This window comes from Sutcliffiella rhizosphaerae, assembly GCF_917563925.1.
Classification (GTDB): Bacteria; Bacillota; Bacilli; order Bacillales; family Bacillaceae_I; genus Sutcliffiella_A; species Sutcliffiella_A rhizosphaerae.
In genome coordinates this window covers 15,374-40,182 of sequence record NZ_CAKJTJ010000005.1, presented here as the reverse complement: position 1 = coordinate 40,182, position 24,809 = coordinate 15,374, and the positions used below count along the sequence as shown (strand labels likewise).

Annotated in this window: 26 protein-coding genes, 1 tRNA gene and 1 pseudogene; 11 read left to right on the top strand and 17 right to left on the bottom strand. The window is 34.4% G+C overall.

Going from position 1 to position 24,809, the window contains the following annotated elements:
- Positions 1-4 precede the first annotated feature (4 nt).
- The 8 genes from LRP81_RS06415 to LRP81_RS06375 all read right to left on the bottom strand — a co-directional run bounded on the left by LRP81_RS06415 (position 5) and on the right by LRP81_RS06375 (position 8,344).
- Complete coding sequence (locus LRP81_RS06415) at positions 5-712, bottom strand: phosphatase PAP2 family protein (RefSeq protein ID WP_230500434.1); 708 nt, start codon at positions 710-712, stop codon at positions 5-7.
- A gap of 87 nt (positions 713-799) precedes the next feature.
- Positions 800-1,606, bottom strand: a complete 807-nt coding sequence (locus tag LRP81_RS06410) for a GNAT family N-acetyltransferase (RefSeq protein ID WP_230500433.1) — start codon at positions 1,604-1,606, stop codon at positions 800-802.
- A gap of 78 nt (positions 1,607-1,684) precedes the next feature.
- Positions 1,685-2,950, bottom strand: coding sequence for an MFS transporter (locus tag LRP81_RS06405; RefSeq protein ID WP_230500432.1), 1,266 nt, complete (start codon positions 2,948-2,950; stop codon positions 1,685-1,687).
- Entirely contained in the window at positions 2,928-3,452 is a 525-nt protein-coding gene (locus LRP81_RS06400) for an ArsR/SmtB family transcription factor (protein WP_230500431.1), read from the bottom strand. The genes LRP81_RS06405 and LRP81_RS06400 overlap by 23 nt, the downstream gene beginning before the upstream one ends.
- Before the next feature lie 360 nt (positions 3,453-3,812).
- Positions 3,813-4,718, bottom strand: a complete 906-nt coding sequence (locus LRP81_RS23335; RefSeq protein ID WP_317987040.1) for a LysM peptidoglycan-binding and 3D domain-containing protein — start codon at positions 4,716-4,718, stop codon at positions 3,813-3,815.
- Between the two features lie 223 nt (positions 4,719-4,941).
- Entirely contained in the window at positions 4,942-5,931 is a 990-nt protein-coding gene (locus tag LRP81_RS06385; protein WP_230500430.1) for a class I SAM-dependent methyltransferase, read from the bottom strand.
- Complete coding sequence (locus LRP81_RS06380) at positions 5,921-7,234, bottom strand: FAD-dependent oxidoreductase (protein ID WP_230500429.1); 1,314 nt, start codon at positions 7,232-7,234, stop codon at positions 5,921-5,923. The genes LRP81_RS06385 and LRP81_RS06380 overlap by 11 nt, the downstream gene beginning before the upstream one ends.
- Positions 7,235-7,516: 282 nt before the next feature.
- The gene (locus tag LRP81_RS06375; protein WP_230500428.1) at positions 7,517-8,344 is read right to left on the bottom strand and encodes a VanW family protein; all 828 of its coding nucleotides are present in this window, start codon (positions 8,342-8,344) and stop codon (positions 7,517-7,519) included.
- A 160-nt stretch (positions 8,345-8,504) separates the two neighbouring features.
- On the opposite strand from LRP81_RS06375, the gene LRP81_RS06370 reads away from it, so the two are divergent.
- Both LRP81_RS06370 and splB read left to right on the top strand, forming a co-directional pair.
- Positions 8,505-8,762 carry a transcriptional regulator SplA domain-containing protein gene (locus tag LRP81_RS06370; RefSeq protein WP_317987041.1) on the top strand — a complete coding sequence of 86 codons (258 nt, stop codon included), beginning with the start codon at positions 8,505-8,507 and terminating at the stop codon, positions 8,760-8,762.
- Positions 8,763-8,780: 18 nt separating this feature from the next.
- A complete protein-coding gene (splB, locus tag LRP81_RS06365; protein ID WP_230500427.1) occupies positions 8,781-9,806 on the top strand; it encodes a spore photoproduct lyase in 1,026 nt (341 codons plus the stop codon).
- Positions 9,807-10,076: 270 nt separating this feature from the next.
- On the opposite strand, the gene LRP81_RS06360 is transcribed toward splB, so the two are convergent.
- The gene (locus LRP81_RS06360) at positions 10,077-11,132 is read right to left on the bottom strand and encodes a M42 family metallopeptidase (RefSeq protein ID WP_230500426.1); all 1,056 of its coding nucleotides are present in this window, start codon (positions 11,130-11,132) and stop codon (positions 10,077-10,079) included.
- A gap of 170 nt (positions 11,133-11,302) precedes the next feature.
- Here LRP81_RS06360 and LRP81_RS06355 point away from each other — a divergent pair, with 170 nt between their 5' ends.
- The 4 genes from LRP81_RS06355 (at position 11,303) to LRP81_RS06340 (ending at position 13,916) form a co-directional block, all read left to right on the top strand.
- A complete protein-coding gene (locus LRP81_RS06355; RefSeq protein ID WP_230500425.1) occupies positions 11,303-11,980 on the top strand; it encodes a cobalamin B12-binding domain-containing protein in 678 nt (225 codons plus the stop codon).
- Positions 11,980-12,510 (top strand): hypothetical protein, encoded by a 531-nt coding sequence (locus tag LRP81_RS06350; protein ID WP_230500424.1) that lies wholly within the window; start codon positions 11,980-11,982, stop codon positions 12,508-12,510. Before LRP81_RS06355 ends, LRP81_RS06350 begins: the two co-directional genes overlap by 1 nt.
- Positions 12,511-13,058: 548 nt before the next feature.
- Complete coding sequence (locus LRP81_RS06345; protein WP_230500423.1) at positions 13,059-13,580, top strand: hypothetical protein; 522 nt, start codon at positions 13,059-13,061, stop codon at positions 13,578-13,580.
- A 15-nt stretch (positions 13,581-13,595) separates the two neighbouring features.
- Positions 13,596-13,916 (top strand): CHY zinc finger protein, encoded by a 321-nt coding sequence (locus LRP81_RS06340; RefSeq protein WP_230500422.1) that lies wholly within the window; start codon positions 13,596-13,598, stop codon positions 13,914-13,916.
- A 41-nt stretch (positions 13,917-13,957) separates the two neighbouring features.
- Here the strand turns inward: LRP81_RS06340 and LRP81_RS06335 are convergent, their stop codons facing one another.
- Together LRP81_RS06335 and LRP81_RS06330 are read right to left on the bottom strand one after the other, a co-directional pair.
- Positions 13,958-14,947, bottom strand: coding sequence for a DUF3231 family protein (locus LRP81_RS06335; protein ID WP_230500421.1), 990 nt, complete (start codon positions 14,945-14,947; stop codon positions 13,958-13,960).
- 593 nt (positions 14,948-15,540) lie between these two features.
- Positions 15,541-15,864, bottom strand: a complete 324-nt coding sequence (locus LRP81_RS06330; protein ID WP_230500420.1) for an SCP2 sterol-binding domain-containing protein — start codon at positions 15,862-15,864, stop codon at positions 15,541-15,543.
- Positions 15,865-16,104: 240 nt separating this feature from the next.
- Between LRP81_RS06330 and LRP81_RS06325 the strand changes: the two genes are divergently transcribed.
- Positions 16,105-16,599: a CBO0543 family protein gene (locus LRP81_RS06325; protein WP_230500419.1), complete on the top strand. Its 495-nt coding sequence runs from the start codon at positions 16,105-16,107 to the stop codon at positions 16,597-16,599.
- 392 nt (positions 16,600-16,991) lie between these two features.
- The gene (locus LRP81_RS06320; protein ID WP_263458231.1) at positions 16,992-17,381 is read left to right on the top strand and encodes a BclA C-terminal domain-containing protein; all 390 of its coding nucleotides are present in this window, start codon (positions 16,992-16,994) and stop codon (positions 17,379-17,381) included.
- A gap of 143 nt (positions 17,382-17,524) precedes the next feature.
- Here the strand turns inward: LRP81_RS06320 and LRP81_RS06315 are convergent, their stop codons facing one another.
- Positions 17,525-17,899 (bottom strand): hypothetical protein, encoded by a 375-nt coding sequence (locus tag LRP81_RS06315; protein WP_230500418.1) that lies wholly within the window; start codon positions 17,897-17,899, stop codon positions 17,525-17,527.
- 294 nt (positions 17,900-18,193) lie between these two features.
- Between LRP81_RS06315 and LRP81_RS06310 the strand changes: the two genes are divergently transcribed.
- Complete coding sequence (locus LRP81_RS06310) at positions 18,194-18,373, top strand: aspartyl-phosphate phosphatase Spo0E family protein (protein WP_230500417.1); 180 nt, start codon at positions 18,194-18,196, stop codon at positions 18,371-18,373.
- A gap of 379 nt (positions 18,374-18,752) precedes the next feature.
- Here the strand turns inward: LRP81_RS06310 and LRP81_RS06305 are convergent.
- From LRP81_RS06305 to LRP81_RS06290, 4 genes and pseudogenes are all read right to left on the bottom strand, one after another.
- A pseudogene (locus tag LRP81_RS06305) lies at positions 18,753-19,145 on the bottom strand (transposase); the annotation flags it as partial.
- A 1,669-nt stretch (positions 19,146-20,814) separates the two neighbouring features.
- Positions 20,815-21,375: a hypothetical protein gene (locus LRP81_RS06300; RefSeq protein ID WP_230500416.1), complete on the bottom strand. Its 561-nt coding sequence runs from the start codon at positions 21,373-21,375 to the stop codon at positions 20,815-20,817.
- Between the two features lie 1,039 nt (positions 21,376-22,414).
- A tRNA-Val gene (locus tag LRP81_RS06295) sits at positions 22,415-22,486 on the bottom strand.
- An 88-nt stretch (positions 22,487-22,574) separates the two neighbouring features.
- Complete coding sequence (locus tag LRP81_RS06290) at positions 22,575-22,886, bottom strand: hypothetical protein (RefSeq protein ID WP_230500415.1); 312 nt, start codon at positions 22,884-22,886, stop codon at positions 22,575-22,577.
- Positions 22,887-23,017: 131 nt separating this feature from the next.
- Between LRP81_RS06290 and LRP81_RS06285 the strand changes: the two genes are divergently transcribed.
- On the top strand, positions 23,018-23,242 hold the full coding sequence (locus LRP81_RS06285) for a hypothetical protein (RefSeq protein ID WP_230500414.1): 225 nt from the start codon (positions 23,018-23,020) through the stop codon (positions 23,240-23,242).
- A 74-nt stretch (positions 23,243-23,316) separates the two neighbouring features.
- Positions 23,317-23,859: an HD domain-containing protein gene (locus LRP81_RS06280; protein ID WP_230500413.1), complete on the top strand. Its 543-nt coding sequence runs from the start codon at positions 23,317-23,319 to the stop codon at positions 23,857-23,859.
- Positions 23,860-23,919: 60 nt separating this feature from the next.
- On the opposite strand, the gene LRP81_RS06275 is transcribed toward LRP81_RS06280, so the two are convergent.
- Complete coding sequence (locus LRP81_RS06275) at positions 23,920-24,795, bottom strand: GNAT family N-acetyltransferase (RefSeq protein WP_230500412.1); 876 nt, start codon at positions 24,793-24,795, stop codon at positions 23,920-23,922.
- Positions 24,796-24,809: the final 14 nt, after the last annotated feature.

Genomic DNA, 24,809 nt, shown 5'->3' with positions numbered 1-24,809 from the left:
CCGTCTACTTTTTTAAACTGTTCACGCGGGTGACCTTCCTACTATATACTTTCGACAGGTTCATAGAAAAAATACAACAGATCAACCAAATTAATCCAATAGAATATCCTGCAATAATATCAGTGGGATAATGAACATGAAGATAAACTCTACTCAGACCAATACAGATGATTAACAAAAGCAAAGAAGCCATTAATAGTATTCGAGTTTTCATATATCTTTTCTCTTTGAATAATAAATAAATGATAAATCCGTATATAATGAAACTTCCTAATGCATGGCCACTCGGAAAACTGAAACCACTACCATCATATTCAGGTGCATGTGATGGTCTTTCTCGTTGAAAAATATACTTCAAGAGAAGAATTAATATACCTCCACCTGCCGATGCTATTATTACAAAAATAGCAACTATAACATCTTGTTCCTTTTTCCAATAATATAATGACAAAAAGATAGTTATGAGAGTAATAAACCAAATGGAGCCAAGTTCTGTGATAAAGGAGAATAATGTTGTCAAAAAGGGTTGTTCAACTAATTGAAAAAAAGAAAGAATCGCTTCATCCAATGCAAACGTATCCTTTTCCAAAATTCCCTCCGCTAATTCTAGAAACAATGAGGACGCTGCAAACATCAATGTAATTCCAAGGAATATGAATAAGCATGGGACCAAGATTGATTTATAAGCATGGAAGACTTCTCTTATTTTCATTTCGGCTCACCAGCTTTTGTTGAGGTTATCTACTCCTTTATTCCACATTTCCATTTGAATAAACATTACAAGTAAGCATAAAAGCTATTATACTGCATCCTCAAAGGTGTACATCATCCAAAATCCAATATCCTCAAAGCCAATCCTTTTGTAAATTGCACCAGCGTTTGGGTTATCGTAAAACAAGCAAAGGTCTTTACCTTCATTTAATAGCTGTCTACACAATGAAACCACACATTGCGTTGCATAACCTTTTTTCTTATATCCCTCAAGTGTTGCCACACCGACTACCATAGCCGAAAATGAATTTTCCGCTGTTGTAGATGCTGTGGAAACCATTTTATCCTTATCTTTAATGAAAAAAGTACGGGAAACCCCATCTTCCAATCCTCGCCGCTTTCTATCTACAGTGATAGTTGAATCACTGAATTCTGGTATCGATTGTAAAAGAGCTACTAACGTCTCTGCATCGTCAGGTGTGGCTTGCCTAACTTCAGTGGATTCAATAGTTTCAGCAAGTTCATCATTTAAACTTGTACATTTTGCGTAATATGTCTCTCTTTTTCTTTTTAAACGTTCTGTTACAAATGGTTCTATTTTTTCAGTAACCGCTTTTAATCCAGACATCATTTTAAAATTTTGATCACTTTTCATAATGGTTGCGAAACCTTCAGCATTAAAATCCCCAACTGCAAAAGGTATATAGTTCTCCTCATACTTAAGTAATACTGCCATTAGCTCCTCATTTTCATCAAACTCTCCCCATATTTTTTGAAAGTCTTGATCATATCCGTATGCCTCAATATCCCCAATAATGAAAAGATTCTCAGCAGCTTGTAATCTAAGAAAAGCGAAGCACTTGTCATGATCATCTTTGTTAAGTCTTCTTATCATATGAACTCCCCCATTCACCAAAAATATATTGAAACATTCTCATATTTTAATTGATTTTGAAGGTAATAGAAAGGGGTATTATTTTGCCACAACTGTAAATGTGTTTTCATCCATTGAAGCTGTAGAAGGAATACTTCGCACTATAGGATCAATAAGCCATATAATAGAAACAATTGTCACTGATAACCCACTTAATAAAATGACTGTACTACTACCAAAATATGTTCCTAAAATTCCGCCTCCTAAACTTCCTAAAGGCATGGCTAAACCACTTATACTCGTTACTGCAGAAAATACCCTTCCTAACATATTTTTCGGAATTAATCGTTGAATAACTGTGAAGATCAATATATTTACGACTCCACCCGGTACCCATGCAAGTCCATATATGATTACGGTTGCTAACATGGATGGCATAAAAATGGATGTAGTCCAAAGAATCCCACTAATAAAAAAGGCAACTATATAAATCATACCTAATCTGTATTTCTCCATATTTAAATAGGGTGCAATAGAAACTCCGACAAAAACACCTATTGCTTGAGCTGCTAATAAAAAACCATACCAGTGTGCCCCCCCTTGCTCACTTGCGAATGCAGGTAGTACGACAAAAGTTGCTCCTCCCACCAGGTTAATAATAATTGCCCCAGCTAAAAGTCTAGAAAAAAATGTATTGAAAAGTATAGCTGATCCTTCTTTCAATTCTTCCCAGTAGCTTTTAAAGCTAACAATGAATTTTTGTTTTTCAGAAGGTTTTATACGATTCTCTACTCCCATGGAAAGTTGCATAAAGAAGATAGCTGCAAAAGCAAATGTAAACGCATCAATAATGTATAAGGTATAAACTCCAATCAAAGAAATTAGAATACCGGCCAATGCATTAAATGCAATATCTACACCTTGATAAGACAAAGAGAACAAGGAATTCCCTTTCATCAGTTGATTTTTTGGAATTATTCTAGGAAGTGCTGCAAGTTGTGCAGGATACACGAAGACATTGAACGTTGTTAAAAGTGGAGCAACTATTAATACGACTGTTATCGTTAAGATGTTGAAATATGCCATAATTGGTATTAATGTAACTAAAACTCCTTGAGCAACCTGGGTAAAAACAAGTAATTTCCTCAATGGAATTCGGTCAATCATTGGACCAGATAAAAATTGAATAATTCTAGGCAAAATAGATAAAAAACCCGCAAGCCCAGTATAAAAGGTCGATCCCCCTAACTCGTAAACAAGCCACATTGCTGCAACTGTGTAAAAACTATCTCCGATGTTCGTAAAAATCCTGCCGAAAAGAAGCATTAGAAAATTCCTATTTTTAAATATTGGTACTTCCTTCATTTAAAGATTCCCCCTCTCTAGATTCGGCAGACACCATTTTTACTCCAACAGCAAATTCTTTTTTCTTGTCAGTAATACGTGTCGGACGATTAATCCAACTCTCAAGTAGGTTTTTCATTTCTACTAAAAATTCCTCTTTTTCTTCTGATGAGAGGACTAAGCGCAAAAACAATTTCGTAACATCATCAGAATTCCCGTCATTTTCTAGTAAAGGATCACTTGCGTTCAAATCATCAGCGTTAAACCAAGAGCCATTAGAAATGGAACGATAATACTTTTCTACAATTCCATTTATTGTATTCGTTCTGACAAGTTCAATTAATCCCCCATCATAGAGCTTTTTCACATGATAATGAATACTCCCAGGGGACTGCCCTAGTTTTTCGGCAAGCTGTTTAGCCGTTAATTCTTCATTGCTTAATAGGGTTATTATTTGAACTCGATGAGCATTACTAAGTAACTTTAGTTGCTCATTACTTATTCTTGTTTGTTTATTTTTCATATGATTGTACTCCTTTTTAAAATACATATTATTTTAACGTTCTGTTTTTTTAGTACGTACTATTATTTTAGTACGATTAATCAAAAAATTGCAACATTTTTTTAAAAAAGCCCTTTATTTGCTAGATTATCGCTGGTTTAAGAACATGCGCGACTGTGTCTTCACTTGATACTATTGTAATGGAGGAATTTATCCCTTTTGTTATTTTGCTTTAAAGTCCATTACTTGAACACGTATGTTGAACCAAAAGCAGGGCTATTTCTTGTCAAGCCCAAAGTTCATGACAATTTTGCTTAACTTTCAGCTTTCCCTCCAAAACAAAAGAGACTGCCCTTCAAAGAGCAGTCCCATAAATTAATCTTACTTATAAACTTTCACAAGTACTTCTTGTACACCGTAGTTTACAGCATCTTGGTGATTAGGAATAAATATATCAATTTTATTTCCCACAATCGCTCCACCTGTATCTCCAGCTATAGCTTCACCGTAACCTTCAACCCATACTATAGATCCGAGTGGAATTACGTTAGGATCAACAGAGATTACTTTCATGTCAGGGTTTTCAAGTAAGTTAATACCAGTAGCGGTAATACCTGAGCAACCTTCACATGTCGCAGTGTATGCAGTAGCAGTCATCGTAAGCTCTTGTGCAACTTCAGGATCAGCAGCCGCTTCTTCTTCCTCTGCAGGAGCTTCTTCTGCTGGTACTTCTTCTACTGGTGCTTCAGTTGGTGTTTCTTCTGCAGGCGCTTCAGCTGGGGCTTCCTCTGCTGGTTCCTCTTCTGTAGGCGCTTGAACTGGAGCTTCTTCAGCTGGTACCTCTTCTACTGGTTCCTCAACTGGCGTTTCGTCTACAGGCACTTCTTCTCTTACAGGTGCATCAACCGCACTTGGATTTCCTGCTGTGTAAATAATAATTTCATCATCAGCGTATATTAAATCTGGGTTCGGAATTCCATTCCACTCTGCTAGCTTTTGATAAGTAACATCTTCATAGTTTTGGGAAATTCCCCATAACGTATCTCCCTTAACTATTTTGTAGTGTTCAGAAAGTGCGACTTTTAGATTATCTTGAGGATGAATTACGTCACTCGATAGTCCATTCCATTCTTTTATTTCATTTACTGTTATATTGTTTGCTTTGGCAATGTCCCAAAGCGTGTCGCCTTTCTTTACTGTTACTTCTGCAGCAGAGGCATTTGCACCTAAACTAAACGTGCCTGCAAGGGCAGCTGCTGTCACCAAGGAAAACATGGTTTTTTTCATACTAAATACCTCCTATGTATTTGACTCAATGACTCTCATAATATCATGTTTTCACTAGATTCAAAGAACAGCAGAATAACAATTTCATTACGAGATTAACGAGAATATTAAAGTACTATTACGACTTTTCCTTATAATAGAAAGTTAAGGAAATCTATTCTAATAAAGGATAGAGCAACCAAAAAAGCTCAATCAGGTGTTAAATTTCCTAATTAAGCTTCTATTATTTTTTCGTGAAGGTAACTTGATACCATCCACCTTCCCTAATCACTGGCTGCATCTTCTGTATTTTTAAGTTTGCAGCATTGGCAAGCTCTATTAAATCACTTTCTGAAGGTAATGGATAGAGATTCTCGAACGCTGTGAAAAAACTGTTAAAAACGCTAGAAAACTGACCCCCATGTTTAGAATTATGGATAGGAGAAACAACTGACAATACTCCCTTTTCCGGTATCCATTTGCTGACTTTCCTAAATAGCTTCAGCCTATCATGAGGGGAAATATAATGAAGGATATTGTTTAGCATCACAAAATCCACTTTCTCTTTTGGTGACCATTCATGTACATCTTCACAAACGATATCAATTTGTTTTTGCTCTCTACATTTTTCCCCAGCTTCTTTTGCAACATCTTTATTTAGTTCAATCCCCAGCATTTTAATTTTCGGAAACTTCCGAGAAAGTCTCAACAAATAACCGCCACTGCCGCACCCTACATCAACTACTGTTTGAGGATTCGCTTTTTTCATTACTTTCATCACTCTAGGTATAGCAAGCTGTTCTAATAGAGAAGAAGTCTGTGCGACCACCATGCCATGTTCTTGCTGATCGAATACTTCTTTCTCCTCTGATTTCATTATTTTAGGATACTTGATTAACGTAGGGATATGAAGTTCCATCATTTCTTTCAAAAGAACACCGGTTGACCTAGGATTATACTTGCTTGCTGGTACCATAAATTTCTTTACTGTTTGATACCGTTCTTTTGACTTTTTCCTTAAATACCCTATTACTCCACCTACTTCTACCCATCTTTTTAATAAATCCTCCTGTAATGATTTATCGTTTGCTACCTCAATGATAGTTCTTGGCTTTTTAAATGCTTCATATAAATCTAATTCATACCCAACGTAGGCATGCCAACTATAAAGAAAAGGTAGATTCCTTTTCATATATCCTCTTGCTTTAAAAAGTCTAATGTATTCACCTATCATCTCTATACATCTCCTTTTTCCATGGGTAATCATCTGTTTCTTTGAAAAGAAGTTGATTTTCAGTCAACTCTATTTCCCTATTTATTCTCTTTGGGATAACACCAGATTGGATGACTCTGTCAACTAATGATTCTTTCCATATCCCAAGTCCGGAGATGTTGAGCATATGCTTACAATGTAGAACTGGATCCTGTGTAAGCTGATCTATAACCTTTCTTCTCCAGTTCACAAACGATTTTAATGGTTTGGAATAGGCCAATGCCGAAAGATGACTTAATTTTAATACATATTGAACACGTGGTTTTCTTACCTCTTCATAATAAGATAGGTAACTTCCTGTATGATTGTCTTCATCATACATCCAGCACAAAAGCTCTCCTAAAACATCAGCATCCTGAATAGCAAGATTCATCCCTTCACCTGCCATCGGGTGAACACTATGCGCAGCATCCCCTAGTAATGCTACATTTCCTTTAACGTAATCCGATATATGGTAATGTACTGGGATCATAAGCTGTATCTTCTTCCACGACTCTATACATTGAACATACCCATCTAGCTCAGGATAGAGCTTCAAATATTTTTTATAAAAGGAATCTATTCCTTCTTCAACCATTTCCTTATAAGTCCCTTTAGGAATTAGATAGACACTTCTCACTTGATTTTCAGGTAATGGAAAAAGACCAAGGAAAGTCTCATCTGTCGAAATGATTTTGCCATCTTTTAAACTTGCCGGTCTCGGAAAAGTGACTGTAAGAAAATGGTGATCGTATTGCTTTTCCTTTTTCTGAATACCTAGTGAATCCCTTATAATGGATTTACGCCCTTCTGCACTAATATAATAATCTGCTTGCAGGAGTACTTCCTCTTTATTTATTTTTACTTTTGCTTTATTTTGTTCAAAGCCTGTAAACCTTCCAGGCTGTATATACTTAAAAGAAGGAAATTTTGAGGCTTCATCCAATAGTATTTTTTTTAATGTTTCATGAGGAATCATCAGTGCGTAGTTATATGGTTTAGGCAGGATGTTATAGCTCATCGCTGATTTGGAAGGGGTGTCCTGTTTATTACCTTCTATCAAATCTATTTTGTTTATTGTATGACCAGATAATTGAACACTTGGTAATACTCCAAGATGCTCAAAGATTTGTAAGGTTTTGGGTTGAACTAGTTCCCCTTTGTACATATGGGAAGTTCCTTTGGTTTGTTCCACAACGGTGACTCCAATCCCACATTTCGCCAACTTGAGCGCTAGAGTTAAGCCTCCTACACCACCGCCAATCACTAACACGTTTGCTTTCATCGCCATTCACCACCTACCCATTTCATTCCACTAAAAGAAACAGTCAAAACTTTAGAAAACAAAAAAAAAGCGCAATGCGCCTGCTATGTGATGTATGTACATTATTCTCAAGAAACTAGGAAAAATCGCTTCCCGCCTGCTTTCTTTCTACATTTGGTTGAATATAAAGGACCAGCAATGATCAAGTTCCATATCCAGTTTACAAGGTAATAGTCATAATCATTAAAAAGAATCTATAAAAAACCTTGCTGAAATATAGCAGCATGTTCATTTTGAAGGAGTTTAACTACTCTGTGTTGATGATTCTAATAAAGGTTCATACATCATAATCGCATGATTTTCTGTTATATATTGATCATCTACTTGTTGATTTTGATTATTAAAAACTTTCCTATGAATTATGTTATGGCGCAAGTACCCTCCCCAATAGGCAGGTGTTATAAAATGTTCCTTTTCATAAACTTTGTATGAAATAATTGGTAGGCTTTCGGTTCTCCATTCCCCTTTTAAGTAATCTCCTTCCACCGAAACAATTAATTGATATGCTTTTGTCGTGTCATTTCTTATTTGAAGATCAAGGTAGTTATATGAGCATGTTGCTCCGCTACCGAATGGCTGAGTTCTTCTTGAATCTGGAAACACATCAAAACTATGGCGGTAGCGTTCCGTTACTGTTAGTGATGTATGAATAGTCATCCAATAAATGAGATTAGATAGTTGACATAGCCCTCCACCTAGTCCAGGCTTAAAATCCCCATAAAACAAGACCATTCCTTCTACATATCCTTTTTTCTTAGTTGGCTTCCCTATAAGTTTCCAATAAGAGAACGTTTCGCCAGGTCTAATTACCACTCCATTTAATTTCTCTACTGCAATTTTAATATTGATTACTTTATTATGTTGGTACCACATATCCACATCTTTTAATTTTCGAAGAGTTGGTGTTTTATGTAAAAAGGCTTTGTATGGAAGTTTTTCCTCTGATTGTTCTTCTGTATATTTATGGTTTCCCTTCTTCCATTCCAACCATCTTTTCATAATGTAATATTGTGTTCCGAGCCATATTCTTAATGCCAATCTTTTTTTCGGACGGAGATTAACATGATTCATACCAACACCTCCTTTTTTCTCTTTATTATTAGACGCTTTTTTGGAGGTAAAGTTGCGTTATTTTGAAAATATTTACTGATAAATGACATATTTTCACAAGAATATATTTTTAAATGATATAGAAACTAATGATGGGACAATAAAAAAGCAGGTGAGAAAATTGGAAAACGAGACAGAGGTTCTAGTTTCAACATTGCAAGAAGGAGATACGATTTTTCTTTTTTACCGAAATCCCCATACACAAAATGTGGCAACCATTCAACAGGCAAACATCGTTCCTAATCCACATAAAGGTGGGGAATTATCCATCTATCTCTATGACACTTACTACCCTTTATCAGATGAATTTGTGTTTTTTTCTTCTCTAGAGGAAGCACAGTCACTTTATAATGAATACTTTGGACCTAGCTATGAGTAAAGAGAGGAAGGAAATACGATGAAACCATTTATACCTCAACTTGTATATATGGAACCCCGGGCGTTAGATTATCCTCTTGGGAAAGAATTGAAAAACAAATTTGAAGCGATGGGTCTAGAAATACGTGAAACAACTTCACATAACCAAATTCGGAATCTCCCTGGGAAAAATGATTTTCAAAAATATAGGAATGCAAAGTCCACCTTGGTAGTTGGAGTACGTAAAACATTAAAATTCGATACCTCGAAGCCTTCTGCTGAATATGCAATTCCATTTGCAACAGGTTGTATGGGACATTGCCATTATTGCTATTTGCAAACAACAATGGGAAGCAAACCTTATATTCGTACATATGTAAATCTTGATGATATATTTGGAGCAGCTGAAAAATACATGGAGGAAAGAGCTCCTGAAATCACAAGGTTTGAAGCCTCATGTACCTCTGATATTGTAGGAATCGACCACCTTACCCATTCGTTAAAAAAGGCCATAGAATATTTTGGACAGTCTAAACATGGCTTGCTAAGATTTGTAACCAAATTTCATCATGTGGACCATTTATTAGATGCAGATCATCAAGGGAAAACTAGATTCCGTTTTAGCATTAATGCGGATTATGTAATCAAAAATTTTGAGCCTGGAACTTCTTCGTTGGATTTGAGAATCGACGCGGCTGCAAAAGTTGCCGATGCAGACTACCCACTAGGATTTATTGTGGCGCCAATATATTTGCATGAAGGTTGGCAAGAGGGATATAAAACCTTGTTTGAAAAACTTTACGAAAAACTGCCAGTAAAAGCTACTAAAGATTTGACATTTGAACTAATTCAACACCGATTTACAAAACCTGCCAAAAGGGTAATCCAACAAAATTATCCAATGACAAAACTTGAATTAGATGAAGCAAAACGCCAATATAAATGGGGCCGATACGGAATAGGAAAGTACGTTTATACGAAAGACGAGGCATCGGAAATTAAAGATACAATCTCTGCCTATATACACTCCTACTTTCCAAATGCACGTATTGAGTATTTCACCTAACTAGAATGCAAATAAAAGGAATTAGGGCTGTTTGTTATTGTAAATCAAATTTGGTCTTTGAATGACTGTGAATGAGGATTCTTCCGTTTTCTATTGCCCATTCATTACTTGTGTGACTGAGAACAAGGGTTATACCTATATCAGTCTCACTAACACTAAGAAATTTTTGTTGAAAAAACCTTCTATTTCAAAAAGAGTATCACACCATCTTAATAATGAAAAAAGAGCTGTCAGGAAGCCATTAATCATGACTTTCTTGACAGCCCATTTTCAATTCTCCACCATACTTGATAATAAATAGTGATAAATTAAGGATTCTGTATATTGAATTGAGCTTTCATGGGTTCTTTCAAATGCATGAGATGATTCTATTCCTGGTCCAATCAATCCATGGATAATGTCATGCCCTGAACGGATCGCTGCTGAAGCATCAGAACCATAATATGGATAAATATCTACTTTATAACCAATATTATTTTCCTCTGCAAGCTTAACCAGATGCTTTCTTAATTCATAATGGTACGGTCCGCTCGAGTCTTTGGCACAGATGGAAACTGTATATTCATCCGAAGACTGTCCATCACCGAGCGCTCCCATATCTACAGCAAGATACTCCACAGTCTCAGGAGTAATATTAGAGTTTCCGCCATAACCTATTTCCTCATTGTTTGAGATCAAGAAATGTGTCGTATAAGGTAATGTTATCTTCTCTGTTTGAATATGTTTAATCAACCGTAGCAATATAGCAACACTTGCTTTGTCATCAAGATGCCTTGATTTTATGTATCCGCTATCCGTCATTTGAACTCTAGGATCAAAGGAAACAAAATCACCTACTTCAATCCCTAGTTCACCGACATCTTTATCAGTCTTGACTTTTTCGTCTATTCTAACTTCTATGTTTTCATCATTTCTTGGTGCATCTCCTGCATTCTTATAAACATGAACCGATGTTTGATGCATAAGAATTGTACCGGTATACACTTTTCCGGATGTGGTTTCGATTTGGCAATATTCTCCTTCTACTGAATTCCACCTAAAACCACCAATCATGGTAAGCTTTAATCTCCCATTTGGCTTAATTTCTTTTACCATAGCTCCAAGGGTATCTACGTGAGCGGTTAACATCCGGTGCTCGTTTTCATTCATTCCTTTAATTGTAGCTATAAGTCCACCTTTTCTATTTCTTTTTGTCTCTACGCCACATTCTTTCAAGTAGTTCTCAACAAAGCTAATAACCTTTTTTGTATTGCCTGAAGGGCTTGGAATTGTGACAAGCTCTTTAATAAGTTGAAAAGTCTCTTCTGAATTTCCAGTATAGCTCATATTTACACTTCCTTTATTAAATTGTATCCACTTTCTATAGTTTATCATTTTTTCATGGTTTTGTTTAAAAATGATATTTTGACTACTTTTCCAATTGGTAATAAGCACTTGATAAAAAAGGAGAATTAGTATAGTGTTCAAATTATCTATGTCTAGTTAGGAGGGCTCGAATGAATGAAATCTCCATGAAACTATCACAATATTTATTAAAGAAGGATGTAGTAAGTAGTTGGAGTAATGTACATTCCTTTCTGAACCAAGGAAAAAATAGCGGTTTTATATATGATAATTTGTTTCGTAATGCGATGTATCAAGTAGGGGACTTATGGGAACAAAACACTATCACAGTCGCAGATGAACATCTGGCAACAGCTACATGTGAGCTTGTTCTAGCAAAATATCATATGGAAAAGGTCAGCAATTGTTTAAATAAACATAAGATTCCTCCCCGGGCTTTGTTTTTCTGTGTGGAAGGCGAAGAACACAACTTAGGATTAAAAATGGCAGCTTCACTTTTTGAAGAATTTGGATGGGATGTCTATGATCTTGGATCTAACCTCCCTGTAGATTACGCTGAATATAGTATAAAAAAGTGGAATCCAGAAGTTGTATGCATTTCAATTTCTGTTAGGCATCATCTTTCAAAGCTACAAGAAACATTACAGCGCTTAGAGAAAGTCAATCCAGCTCTTACAATTATAGTTGGTAGCCGTTTTCATCAAGAAGAATCATTTCTTTCGTGTTGTACACCAGGTACACTTATTGCACAGGATGCCACATTTCTTTTTGAATGGCTAGAGAATTATCAAAAGGAAACCGGAAGAGTTGATAAAGGAGTGCTTTTGTAATGTACCGGATTCCTGTCCCATACTTTAAACTTAGAGACGATTTTCAAATTATTGATGTATCACAGAGTGTAACCGAGATTTTTTTCCCGGTCGTCAATTTTCAAGATTTAGTGGATTTAGAAAGTAAAATGAAGTTGAGGCAACTTTTACATAACCATTCATCAGGAAAGATGGAATTGAACTTAAAAACAGTAGATTCGCCGACAACTTTGTTCACAGTTTATTATAATTGTAATAAACACGATCGTACTATCCATTTAGTATGTATGAACGAAACTTCATCTTATGAAAATGTAAAATTTGAACTCGAACAATGGCGCCATCATATTCAAACTGGTGGTTGGAAAGATATTATCCATGAGCCAACTACAATAACTGAATTCGATATTAAACATGTCGAAAAAAAAATTGATTCTATCAATGAACTGCTAGGATTCATTCAGAATGAGTTAAACCAGGTAGGGAAATTGGAATACATGAAATTAATTCAATCGGAACTTGATGATATAAAAAAATATTTAAATACTTAGTATGGAATAAACACTTCATATTAATAAAGGACATGTGCACGCACCTGTCTTTTTTTATTTTCATTTTTCTGTAATAAAAAAATTCACTTATAAAGGTTAAGTTGACATACCATAAATTTGATGTATAATAAGTGTTTGGGATTCTCCCATTATCTATTAGTAACTTGATAAAGAAAGGAAGAACGTTATGACATTCTTATGTAACACAAAGACATTACGAGGATGCACTGGCGTTCCATATAGTTTTTACACAAAAGCTTAATCGATCTGGCACGGCCAAGGAGCCGTAAGGACGTATGAGAGGTAGGGCTTACGTTGTTTAAGTAAGGGAAACTACCATGGAATTTATACCGCGGCAAACGATGATAAATTTTTTCACTATATATTGGTTCAAATAAGTTCATTTTTGAAATGATGATCTCACATACTTGTGGTGAAGCAAGTTACTAATTGCGTTTTTGTTAGCGCACCGATTAAACAAAGAAAAGGCAAGTTGTCTATATTGAGATGACTTGCCTTTTCTATTGAAGATTTTTAGGGGGGATTAGATGTCTTTTACTAGCTTTTTAGCAGAAGAGGAGACAAAAGATAAAGAAGAATTGAAACAAGAATTAGATGAGCTTGAACTTCAAATGTTTCGTATGAAAACCAATATGAAAGAAATAGCAAAAAAATGGCAAATTATCGGTATTGATCAATCAAAAGACGATAACTGGGTTGTCGTCTACACTAATTATGACAATCATTCTTGTAAAATCATGTTAACAGATTGCGAAACAGCCTACAGAGGAAAATGGGACTTTTCCATTCAAGCAACCTATAAAGATGATGCAACCATCTTCATTGGAGATATTAAAGGACCTGAAAATAAAGGATATGGATCTATTTGTATGGATTATTTAAAGGAAGTAGCTAAAGTTCAAAATATTCATACCATAACGGGTGACATTGCCAAAAGAGATTGGGATCATTTAGAGCGTCTTGTTCACTTTTATGAAAAGCATAATTTCCAAGTCGAGTTAGACACCAAAAACAAATCAGGTGAAATAGTCTGGCAACTATACGATTAATGGAGGTGACACCTTATGAAAATTCAAGTTCTTGGTTCAACGGTTGATAACGAAACTCGCTGTACACATTATCATTCAGAAAAAGACATTATTGCTATTAAATTTTATTGTTGCAAGGAATATTATCCTTGTTACCAATGCCATTTAGAGCATGCAAAACATTCAATTGATGTGTGGCCCAAGTCTGAATTTCATCAAAAAGCCATTCTCTGTGGTAAATGTAAAAAAGAATTAACCATTAATGAGTACAGAGAAAGCAATGCAAACTGTCCTTCTTGCTTATCAAATTTTAATCCAAGGTGCCAGCTGCATTCTCATTTATATTTTGAAGAATAGAGGTTTCTGCAGCTTAGCCTCTTTTCTTTAATGCCACGGAGTTAGTGACTCTTCTTTGTTGGTGGCTGCTCTAACCAACCGTATTTAACAAGCAACTTTGCCCCATCACCTGCATAATTCATGACTTCCCCTACGATCCTCATATAAGTTAATACCAAATCTTTTCTTGGACTCATTGCTATAGACATCCCATAGTTTGTAACCCCATAACTAATCAAATGTGCTACATGATTAAGCATCAATCGCTCAGAAAATGGTGAAATGTTACTTTCTAGCACTTCACTTCCATAGGTGGATGGCACATTACAATCTTCTTCCAATAAAATCGTAGAGAATACTGTTACATACTTATTAGCAATCAGCTTTCCCTTTACAAAGTATTCGGACAGCACCTTATCTTTTGTGACCTGAATAAAACCCTTGAGTAGTGCTTTACCTAAGGCATTGGATCTTACGTTTTGAAAAAGCTGATTCATTTCAAACACAGTTAATGACCGTTTTTTATTTGTAAAGCCGGCAAAAAAATGACCGTTTTTTACGAACTCAGCAGCTTTAGGTGTGGAGATATATGGTGGTCGTGAGTACAATCCTTTTGCAAGCAATATCTTCTTCCCTATTTCCGTTACTTCTTGTAGATCATCCAAATTTTCATTAAAGAGAAACCTGACATCCTTTCTAGTTACTTCTGAAACAGCAAGCGCATATCCGTTCAATGCAAATTTCGTCATTCCATCTATGTAATGCAAATAAAAGACATCTGAAAATAAACGCGGGGCATTCAAATTTATATCTTTGGAAGTAATACCTCTAGGTATTGGAAAATTTTCTTTTTCAAATATATCGATATATTTGTGAATATGTTTTTTTGAAACATGAAAACATTGTTCAACATATTGCTTAACATCTGGATCTTCCACATGGACTAAAAAGTAAGAAAACATATGATGTACAGATGTTTCAAACATATAACTGCTCCACAAATGGCCAATTTCTGCTGAAGTTAATCGGATATGTTCATGGTTGATTGCCATTTATAATCGAGCCTTCCTTTCATAACATAGTTAGTTATTATAGTTTGTATTTATTTTTATGAACTATACTCACCAACTAATCAATTTCTACTTGAGCTGTTCCGACTCGGAAATACACATTCCAACCTTACATACTAAACTCTAACTTCTTTGCGAAATAGAACCAATTAATTTTACGAATTTTCCATTACTCTTTTAGAAAAGAGCCTATTCATAAAAACGGACGGAACCGTGATTATTTTCCGCCCGCTTTTTGCATGAAATTTTTTCAGCTCTTGAATAAATTAATGTTGGTGGTGTCGACTAGATTCATTACCACAACGGCAGTGATGTTTACGTGACTTTTCCATATTCATTCTAGAAACATTGTCCCTATGCTCCCATTTCTTACAGTGTGAAAAGTCATGACATTTACATTTCTTTTTACGGTGATTATTACATTCTACATATACTACTCCCAAATATATTCACCTCCATATTTCTGACTAGTAAATTTTATGCAAAATGATAGATTATGACTGTACAGATATAACAAATGCAAAAAAAAAAATAGACAGACTCTATTTTAGCCTGTCTTGAACTGTGGAAAATAGCTATTTATATTTTTCTAATGCAGATTGCAGCTTTAGGGCCAATCCTATATCACCTGTAACTTTCAGTTTACCTGTCATAAATGCCATTGTTGTATTAAAACTACCATCTATCAACTTTAATACATTTTCGTCGGATAATTGCAATGTGCATTGAGGATCTAATTTCTCTCCGTTTTCCATATTAACATGACCGTCATTGAAGCTAACTTGATACACCTTTCCTTCACTCAGATTAAATTGATAAACAGCATTTAATCGTTGAATTTCTTCAGGGTTTACATTCATTTTTACTTGTAATCCATTAAATGCAGATTCCACACTCATAATCTTTCCTCCTTCGTTTTCCTATCCCATATTCTTATTTCGTGATAACTTTTCCAATTCCTGTTTATATTAGTATATTAGTGGAAAAAGCTACACATAAAGTCAATGAAAATTTATACGAGGAAAAATATTTATGAAATACATTTAATCTCCTTAACATTATGTTTTTCGAATTATGTCGTTATTTGTCGAATAACTTAAATTTGTTTGGGCAATATAGTATAAGGAGGAATAAATAATATGAAAGAGAAATCAATTCTTATAATTTCTATCGTAACTTCTATTGTGCTTTTTTTATTAGCAGCAAAAAAAAATATACGCCGCTCAACCGTAGTATTATTCTTTGTACAGAGTTACGCATGGATAAGTGGACTGATAGTTGCTGAATTTAACTTAATAAAATATCCTAAAAAGCTTATTTTCAAAAAATCTTATAAAGGAAGCTTTGAATTTGAACATATAGTTTTCCCCGTTTACTGTGTGATGTTCAACAGATTTTACCCACATATGAAAAATGGGTTTATTAAAAGTTCATATTATGCCGGATTCACTTCATTTATAATACTACTAGAAGCCTATGCTTTGAAAAAGACAAGGTCGATAAAATTAATTCATTGGAAGCTATGGATAAGCGCTCTAACAATCTCTGCCACCTTTTACTGTTCAATAGCATTTGAAAAGTGGGTTTTTAAGCCTTTTGATAAAGCAAAAAATAAATCAATTTCTTCATCTTAAGCCAAAATAACATTGTTTGAAAAAAACTATCAACACACATAAAAAGATGATCAAATTGGAACAAAAAACAAAAATAAGCAGTAAATCTATTTTACAAATAGAATTGCAGCTTTTTTATTTGATTTGTTAAAACACAAAGCCAAAAACCTTTTTTAAGTAGTACACTTCTAAGTAAATGCTTTTAACAATTAATAGTTGGATAACTAGATTTTAGAATTAGATAAATCTATTTTTAGGAGATTTGTACTATTTCTATTTTAAATAGGCGAACAGCTTTTTATGAACCTTATATAATATGTTGAATAAAAGTATTTAATAAGATTTGAAGGAAATATATGGACTGAAGGCGCTATCGGTCCTGAAGATCCTACTGGTGCGATAGTTACAGATTCATCTTTTCCGCGGCAAATACAGCTGGAACAGTAATTGCAGTTGTACTAGGTGGTACCCCAGTTCCATTACCTACACAAAACCTCTCTGATGATGTAACTGTCAATGCATCTAACACTGTGTTTACATTGCTTGAAGCAGGTAGATATGCAATTACCTATAATGTGCGTTTGACTGCTTCATTACTACTTGGCGCTCGTATCCTAGTAAACGGTGAACCAGTACCTGTTCTTACTATTAATGCACTGTTAGTAGCTTCAAATCTGAATGCATCCTTTATAGTAGATTTACCTGCAGGAGCAACCTTAACTCTTGAATTATTTGGCTTACTAGGAGCTGCAACATTGCAAGCAGGTAATGGCGCAACTTTAAATGTAATGAGGATAGAATAGAACAAAAATAAAAACCGGCTAGAAGTATTGTCTGGCCAGTTTTATAATATTCATATGGAAAATAACTTAACTTACATTAGTCACTCGGTTTTTCTTAAGTGCGAAAAATGAGAGTCATTGAAAATTATCCTTAATTCAAAGTATCAAGACTCTAATAAGAACTTATAATGCTTCTTAATATAGTAATGAACAATTACCAATTCCCTATTTACACTTAAATAACTATTATGGTTAATTCTATTCATTCCAATCTTAGCAAGCAGATAATTTGCTGTACATAATGCCGGGAGTACAACATCTTTAGGAAACCCCTTCATTTCTCCTTGAGTAAGTAATCTTAATTTCATGCTAATTTCATCTTTTAATTCTTTCAATTGTTCTTTAACCCTATAACATATTGCTGTAGAGTTTTTGGTATAGGAGGAATTAAAGATTTCGTGCATTTCGATTACTTCCTCAGTCAAGAACATAATTTCCTCAAATATTTCAATACTTGTTTCTTTATCCAAATAGTTCATAGTCCCATCTCCCAACAGGTATTCGAGACTATATTACTACAAAAAAATATCCCATAATATGATTATTCTTATAAGAATAAAAGCATATTTAAGGGACTTACTATAGCTAATTGTTCCGCTTACTAAATGAAGCTTAAAAATTCATTAAATATAACATCAGAGATTCGCTCTTAAGTATGTAATAAAAGCGTGTCGATAATAGAGTTTGTTTGTCGAATCTATTTCTTTTTTTGTCACTTTGTTTCAAAATAGAATATGTATAGTTCTAAATTCCTGTTCCAAGGAGGACCCAGTATGAGTTGTTTTTCTGTTCAAAAATTACGTGATTGTATCGAATACCGAAGAAAAACATTAATTGAATTAGGCTTAATTCAAGGCTTTGGTGATCCTATTATTATAAAATTAAGTGAAGAACTAGACCAATTAATTTTCAAGTACCAAAAATTAACTTCTTTCTCCAAACCTTTAAATTAAAATATATTGCTATATTGCCTAACTAATTTATTTCCGTAATGTAAGGGATCACAATTTCTATTAATAATGCATATTAGAATATGAGTTCTTTACTACTTTCTTTAAAATTCTTTAGGCAACTAAATGATTGCCTTTTTTATTTGTATTCTATCCATTTAATATAAAGCCTGAAATACTCACAAAGAAACCCATAATCCAAACTAAAGGGTAAAGTTAAAATTTTCTATTTGTAAAGTAAATATGATTCTAAACTTAGAAAGGAGCACCTAAGCCTTATTTGAACTGCCCCCTGTCAAGTAGACAGTGGAAATAACAAAATGACTTAAGCGGCTTTAGCTCTATATTCCATAGGGGTAAAGCCGTTTAGTCTTTCTTGATATCAGTCATAATTATAGAATTGTATGTACTCGTCTATCGCATTAGAAAGTTCTTCATATGTCTCGTATTTTTCTAAGTAATACTTTTCACTTTTGAGCGTTCCCCAGAAAGATTCCTTTGGACCATTGTCAATACATCTTCCAACCCTGGACATACTTTGAGACATTTTTGCCTTATCTACTCTTTGTTTAAACCCTCGATGGGTATATTGATATCCCCGGTCACTATGAATAAGTGGACGGTCAGAACCTAAAACATCCATTGTCTTGAATACTAAATCATTATTGTTTGAGTGTCCTAAAATATAGATAACTATGGAACCATCATATATATCGCGAATTGCACTTAAATAAGCTTTATTAGATTTACCGTACTTTAGTTCCGTGACATCCGAATTCGTCAACAATCACGAATTCCTATATGAAAAAGACCACTCCCAAAGAAGTGGTCTTTTAATGGAAAACCCTTTGTTCCGAAGGGTTTCGTGGGTTTGGCACCCAATGATCTGAGAGGGATTCAAACCCCCGACCCTGTCAAAATCCTCACAAGTGTTTAATCTAGAACAACTGTAAATTTAGTTAAATAAACTTGATATATTAAAAGAAATGATTGTTCTTTAGTAATTTCAGTTAATTTAGTTAAACTAGGAAAAATAAAAATGTGCATTTTTTGTGCAATTTGTGAAATAAAATTAAAGTTGTAAGTATATGGTTGCTTCACAATTAAAAGGGTTACTATAGGTTTGGGACCCAATGGTCTTAGAGGTATTCAGTCTAGTGTGGCTTTAACTTTAAGTCATTTCTAATCATCAAAAGACCATCATCATTGGGTTCCTTTAATTAATAAACACTGATAGTTATCTCAAAACACTAGAATTCACTTCTAAGATGGGACCGTTATATATAATTATGAATACTTAAATTATCTCCTTATCTAACAAATTGTTACACTTCTCTACCGCTTGCTCTAAATTCTGTGTTATATTATTTACTTTTTCATATTTCTGTACAATGACTTCCATAGCTTCGTTAAACTCGAACAAGGGAAATTCTAACATGTCCATAATTTTAGTAAGAGGGAAGACTTCCACATCAGAATTAGAGGACCATTCTATAAAAATTGGCTCTAGGTAAACTTTTAAACATTTCATTTCAAGTATATCTCTTCTTCATGCGCGTTTCCCCACTAGATTATAAACGTTACTTTTTAATGTAAATAAAAATGCATTCGTATTTGTTGAATAGTTTCCTTTTTTTACATATGTTAACTTTCCAGCTTTACCTCTAGTTATCACATGTAGACATCGCTTACCCATCACTTTATGAATATCTGAAGAATTTTCTATCTTTCCGTAAACTAAGTTTCCTGTTGAACCACTTAATACAGTGATAACATCTGCTGTCTTAGGAATTCAATTATATATTCCTTCTTCACTTAAACTATCGTTTGACTAGTGTATTCCAATAAACCAGACAACTTTATTGTACTTCTTGTCGACTCAAGATATTCATCTACAAACTTCTTTTTCTGAATAGCATCTATTTTTTCATTGATGATTTGTAGTTGATGGTTTAGCTTTTCAATTTTCTTATATCTTTCTAACAGATCCTATGGAAAACTTGATGATATGTTTAATGTTGTTGGATATTTCGTTGAGATAGATAGAAGATATAAAGAAGGTCAGTTACGCTTTTGTAATGCTGCCTTGAAAATAGAATTATAGAAAAGATTCGGAGTATTAATACTGGAGAAATGAGGTATATAAATAATATTATTGATACATAAAAAAAATTAAACCCCTTTGGCTGCACAGAGAGGCTCTGGAAGAATAATACTCCCCCTAGGACCAGTTAGAGGGAATAAATCACACACACAATGAGTCGTAATCATGTTGTGTGATACATTATATGTTATTTCTTATTTTTTGTTATCGTTTTCAACCATCTATTTTGATTTTTTTTACATAAAGTTTATATCACATTTACAAATAAAAAGCCCCTCTTGCTGGTCAGAAGGGCTTCGGAAGAATAACACGTAATAGTCGTTTACATGTTTATTATGAATTAGTCACTGATTTTTGCTACAGTTAAGGAACCTTGTGACAATACACCTGCTACAATTGGACCATTAGCAATGACTTGAACCAATTCTCCTCTTTCTAATCTAACAATAGCTGAAAAACTACTCAAGCCTATTGCAGACAGTGGACCTACGCTACCAAGAAAACGAGACCCTGCATATACTCCAAGACCGCCAGTCAGGGAAGCTACTAAAATTCCTGCTGAAAAATGTATCAAGTAGTCTCCATCTTCTTCAACAATTAAACCTCCAGTTGGAGCAACTGAAACACATTCAGTAATTAGTGAGGGATTAGTTAAAGGAAGTGGAATTGGATTGGTAGTAACAGCAAGACCTATTAATGAACCTGACGTTACAACTCCACCAACATATTCACACTCTTTTTCCTTCTTTTTACATTTTTTTCTATCCCATTTTTCTTTTTCACATTTTTCCTTTTCCCACTTTTCCTCATGACATTTTTCCCTATGACACTTTTCCTTTTCACAGTCGTCATGGTGACGATGACGACAGTTACTTTTATATTGATAATATAAAGAAGACATTTATCTTCCTCCTTTTCATTTTGTACTATATTCATATGAAGGAGTTAGACAACTTGAAAGGGACAAATCTCCTGATAATAAAACCTATTTTTATTTGATTTTGTATTTTGAATAATAATCCATAAAAATTTCCCAGACTATTATTGGTTGTGAAGAGTCAACCATTCCTTTGCAGTGCACCTTACTATTCTATTTGAGTAAGGTGCTTTATTTTAAGTCATTTCTTCTCCCAAAAATTCAAATACATACTTTCCTTTAACATGGTAAATAGTAGTTATTGTCACATCTAATACTGTTGATTCATAAAATCTTCTCTAAACAAGAAGGACTTTGCCATCTAAATAGCATAGGCCTTTTTTTATTAACGTATTCTTTCAGCTCATCACATGAAGATATTTGAAACATCCTACTCACATTCAGCTGGGTGTATTTTATTTAGTCCCCATCTTCTAACATTTCGCTTGCTGTTACAAATTGATACCCTTTTTTCTGTAATATTGGTATTAATTTGTTGACTGCTTTAAGAGTTTCCCACCTGTTTCCGCCTCCGTCATGTAATAATATGACATCTCCAGGTTGGATATTTTGGATAATATGAGCCGAAATTTGAGTTGCACTTTGATTGTCCCAATCACGAGGATCTTGATGCCAAGACCATAAAAGTATTTTATGATCTAATACTAACGCATAGTTAATAATATCATCTAAATAATAGCCACCACTGGGCAGAAAAGAAGTGGACGACTTCCTAAGGTTAACTGAAGAATATTGTTTCCACGCAACTACGTTAATGGCACTAGGAGAAAACCCTAAGATTGTAGCTGATAGGCTTGGACACAGTCGAATTCAGGTTACATTGGATTACTATTCACATGTTAGTTGTGAGCTTCAAAAACTAACGGCTAAAAAGTTTGAAGATGATTTTTTTAATGTTAATGTGCAATATAATAAATCTCTAGAGAAAAAGACCACTCCCGAAAGAGTAGTCTTTTGTTGGAAAACCCTTTGTTCCGAAGGGTTTCGTGGGTTTGGCACCCAATGATCTGAGAGGGATTCGAACCCCCGACCCCTACCCTGTCAAGGTAGTGTTCTCCCACTGAACTATCAGATCTATATAAGCTGTATTACTTATTATAGAGAGGTTAGACAACTTTGTAAAGAATTATTTATGTATAAAAGCACCGAAATTATTCGGCACCTTAAGAAACAAATTCCCTTTCATTTTTCCCAGAGGAAAACGCGTCTATGAATAGTAATATCGCTGTAATTGTATGTAGTAGCCATCCTAGTAGAAATATCCAAGCTAAACAAGAAGTTACAATTCCCCAGACGCTCCCATGAAATTTTTGCCCTTCTCTAATACTAAATAAAAGCGTAACAATATGTAGGATCAACATGATTCCTAACGGAGCATAACCAAATCCAATAACAATGCTTCCTCCCAAAATAGGAATTGCCAAAAATGCTTCTAATCCCCCTGTTACCCACTTTAGTGCTGTAGAAGATTTCATAAACTCCACCTGCCTTTATTTATATATTCAAGTATATTCCATTAAATACATAAAACAACTAGAATATTTGTTCGTAAATCCATGTATACAAAACATATGTTCGTATATAATAGAGAAAAGGAGTTGTTAACATGCACCGAATTCTTAATCTGTTGAAAGAGACACAGAAACCTGTGGAAATGATTTATTTGTCAAAAAACGGAAACATCACCCAAAGAACGATCCTAGTTTTAAAAGTTACCGAAAAGAATGTGACAGCTTATTGTTACCTGCGTAAGAAGAATCGGTATTTTCTTATTGAAAATATTCTATCTTTTCACCCAGTAAAGCAAAAATATAAAACAAACGCGATCTGACTCTATCTTTCTTGCACACAACTTCAAAAATATGATATTCTGTAAAGAAATACTTTTTTAAAGGAGGGATAAAGATGAGAGACGTAACACTTACAGATATTTTTATGCACCCTATCACACAGAAGTATTTGAAACGATCCGGTATTGCCCATGCACTAGAAGTGGCCAACCATTCTTTCCATTTAGCTTTCAAATATAATGTCAGTGTGGATTTAGCAACAAAAGCTGCTCTATTACATGATATTGGCCATTATGAATGGTATCGGCAAGGAAAGTGGGATTATGAACTTTACCGTGAAAATGATATCCATGCTATTAAAGGTGCAGAACGTGCCCATAAACTACTAATTCGCTTAGGTGAAAGTCCACAAAAAGCAAAACAGATCTCTGTAGCCATCCTTCTCCATACAGATTCATATTTACCTGAAATTGATGTAAATCGCAGCCCTTTACAAAAAGTTGTCAAACTTGCTGATGAAATGGATGAAGAAAAAGGTGGTGGACATCACTATAAGCAAATAGACTATGGTACCGCATTGCAAAAAATTCAATATTTAGATAAACTTGTTGATCAATACCTGCCAAAACAACAATTGCCACATGAAAAAACAGTGTAATTTTAAATCACCTAGAGGTAGCATTGGCTGCCACCTCTTAATACTAAATATTGAAAACCCTTACTTGGCTATATAATAATCGTATCCACTTGTTGTTCTAAAGCCAGAATCCTCATATAACTTTAACGCAAGTTCATTTTTCACATCTACATCCAGTCGTAACGGTTTAGCTGGTTCCTTCGTTTGCACCAACTTTATTAATTCTTCCAATACAGCACGTCCGTATCCTTTCCCTCTTTTCAGTTCCACAACAGTAAATGCACTTATATATTTCGCATCTCCTTCATTACTAATTGTAGCTGTAGCAATTGGCTCACTCTTCTCAGTCACTAAATACAATTCATAACCAGGCTGTGAAATATTTCTCTTAACTAAGTTTGCCACATACTCATCTGTTGAACCAAAACCAAATCCATCTATAAGCAGTTTACTTACGATCTGAACATCTGATTGCAATGCTATGTTCAACGATAGGTCAAAATTTTTGTATGGAGGAAGATGTAATTCCTTCCTGTATTCCATTGTGAATTCAGAAAAAGAATAAACTGCACTTTGCTTTTTGACAATAATCTTAGCTGATTCTGATTCTACCGGACAGACATAGAGTAATTCGTCTACTTCCCGCACACTAGCTTCCTTCTTTGCTAACTTCAGTAACGAGGAAAATTTACCTTGATTTCGATAAGCAGGATGAACCATGCCTGCTACTTCAAGCTTTTTAGGGTCTACAAATGAATACATGCCTAAAAAGCTTGTAAGAACTTCCTTTTCATAAGCTAAAAAAAACGTATGTTGTCCGTCATCTGCTTTTTTTAGAGTGGAAAGATTAATGCTTGCGCTTATTTCTAATTTGTCATGCTGCTCACATAAACTAAGCAGTTCCACTACTTCGCTATACTCTTCTTGTGTTAAACAACTTACTTTTTTTATCCTCATAAATTATCCCTCAC

Bases quoted from the DNA above. Each gene is read 5' to 3' on its own strand.
- LRP81_RS06415 (WP_230500434.1), bottom strand. From the start codon at position 712: ATGAAAATAAGAGAAGTCTTCCATGCTTATAAATCAATCTTGGTCCCA.
- LRP81_RS06410 (WP_230500433.1), bottom strand. From the start codon at position 1,606: ATGATAAGAAGACTTAACAAAGATGATCATGACAAGTGCTTCGCTTTT.
- LRP81_RS06405 (WP_230500432.1), bottom strand. From the start codon at position 2,950: ATGAAGGAAGTACCAATATTTAAAAATAGGAATTTTCTAATGCTTCTT.
- LRP81_RS06400 (WP_230500431.1), bottom strand. From the start codon at position 3,452: ATGAAAAATAAACAAACAAGAATAAGTAATGAGCAACTAAAGTTACTT.
- LRP81_RS23335 (WP_317987040.1), bottom strand. From the start codon at position 4,718: ATGAAAAAAACCATGTTTTCCTTGGTGACAGCAGCTGCCCTTGCAGGC.
- LRP81_RS06385 (WP_230500430.1), bottom strand. From the start codon at position 5,931: ATGATAGGTGAATACATTAGACTTTTTAAAGCAAGAGGATATATGAAA.
- LRP81_RS06380 (WP_230500429.1), bottom strand. From the start codon at position 7,234: ATGAAAGCAAACGTGTTAGTGATTGGCGGTGGTGTAGGAGGCTTAACT.
- LRP81_RS06375 (WP_230500428.1), bottom strand. From the start codon at position 8,344: ATGAATCATGTTAATCTCCGTCCGAAAAAAAGATTGGCATTAAGAATA.
- splB (WP_230500427.1), top strand. From the start codon at position 8,781: ATGAAACCATTTATACCTCAACTTGTATATATGGAACCCCGGGCGTTA.
- LRP81_RS06360 (WP_230500426.1), bottom strand. From the start codon at position 11,132: ATGAGCTATACTGGAAATTCAGAAGAGACTTTTCAACTTATTAAAGAG.
- LRP81_RS06355 (WP_230500425.1), top strand. From the start codon at position 11,303: ATGAATGAAATCTCCATGAAACTATCACAATATTTATTAAAGAAGGAT.
- LRP81_RS06350 (WP_230500424.1), top strand. From the start codon at position 11,980: ATGTACCGGATTCCTGTCCCATACTTTAAACTTAGAGACGATTTTCAA.
- LRP81_RS06345 (WP_230500423.1), top strand. From the start codon at position 13,059: ATGTCTTTTACTAGCTTTTTAGCAGAAGAGGAGACAAAAGATAAAGAA.
- LRP81_RS06340 (WP_230500422.1), top strand. From the start codon at position 13,596: ATGAAAATTCAAGTTCTTGGTTCAACGGTTGATAACGAAACTCGCTGT.
- LRP81_RS06335 (WP_230500421.1), bottom strand. From the start codon at position 14,947: ATGGCAATCAACCATGAACATATCCGATTAACTTCAGCAGAAATTGGC.
- LRP81_RS06330 (WP_230500420.1), bottom strand. From the start codon at position 15,864: ATGAGTGTGGAATCTGCATTTAATGGATTACAAGTAAAAATGAATGTA.
- LRP81_RS06325 (WP_230500419.1), top strand. From the start codon at position 16,105: ATGAAAGAGAAATCAATTCTTATAATTTCTATCGTAACTTCTATTGTG.
- LRP81_RS06315 (WP_230500418.1), bottom strand. From the start codon at position 17,899: ATGAACTATTTGGATAAAGAAACAAGTATTGAAATATTTGAGGAAATT.
- LRP81_RS06310 (WP_230500417.1), top strand. From the start codon at position 18,194: ATGAGTTGTTTTTCTGTTCAAAAATTACGTGATTGTATCGAATACCGA.
- LRP81_RS06300 (WP_230500416.1), bottom strand. From the start codon at position 21,375: ATGTCTTCTTTATATTATCAATATAAAAGTAACTGTCGTCATCGTCAC.
- LRP81_RS06290 (WP_230500415.1), bottom strand. From the start codon at position 22,886: ATGAAATCTTCTACAGCACTAAAGTGGGTAACAGGGGGATTAGAAGCA.
- LRP81_RS06285 (WP_230500414.1), top strand. From the start codon at position 23,018: ATGCACCGAATTCTTAATCTGTTGAAAGAGACACAGAAACCTGTGGAA.
- LRP81_RS06280 (WP_230500413.1), top strand. From the start codon at position 23,317: ATGAGAGACGTAACACTTACAGATATTTTTATGCACCCTATCACACAG.
- LRP81_RS06275 (WP_230500412.1), bottom strand. From the start codon at position 24,795: ATGAGGATAAAAAAAGTAAGTTGTTTAACACAAGAAGAGTATAGCGAA.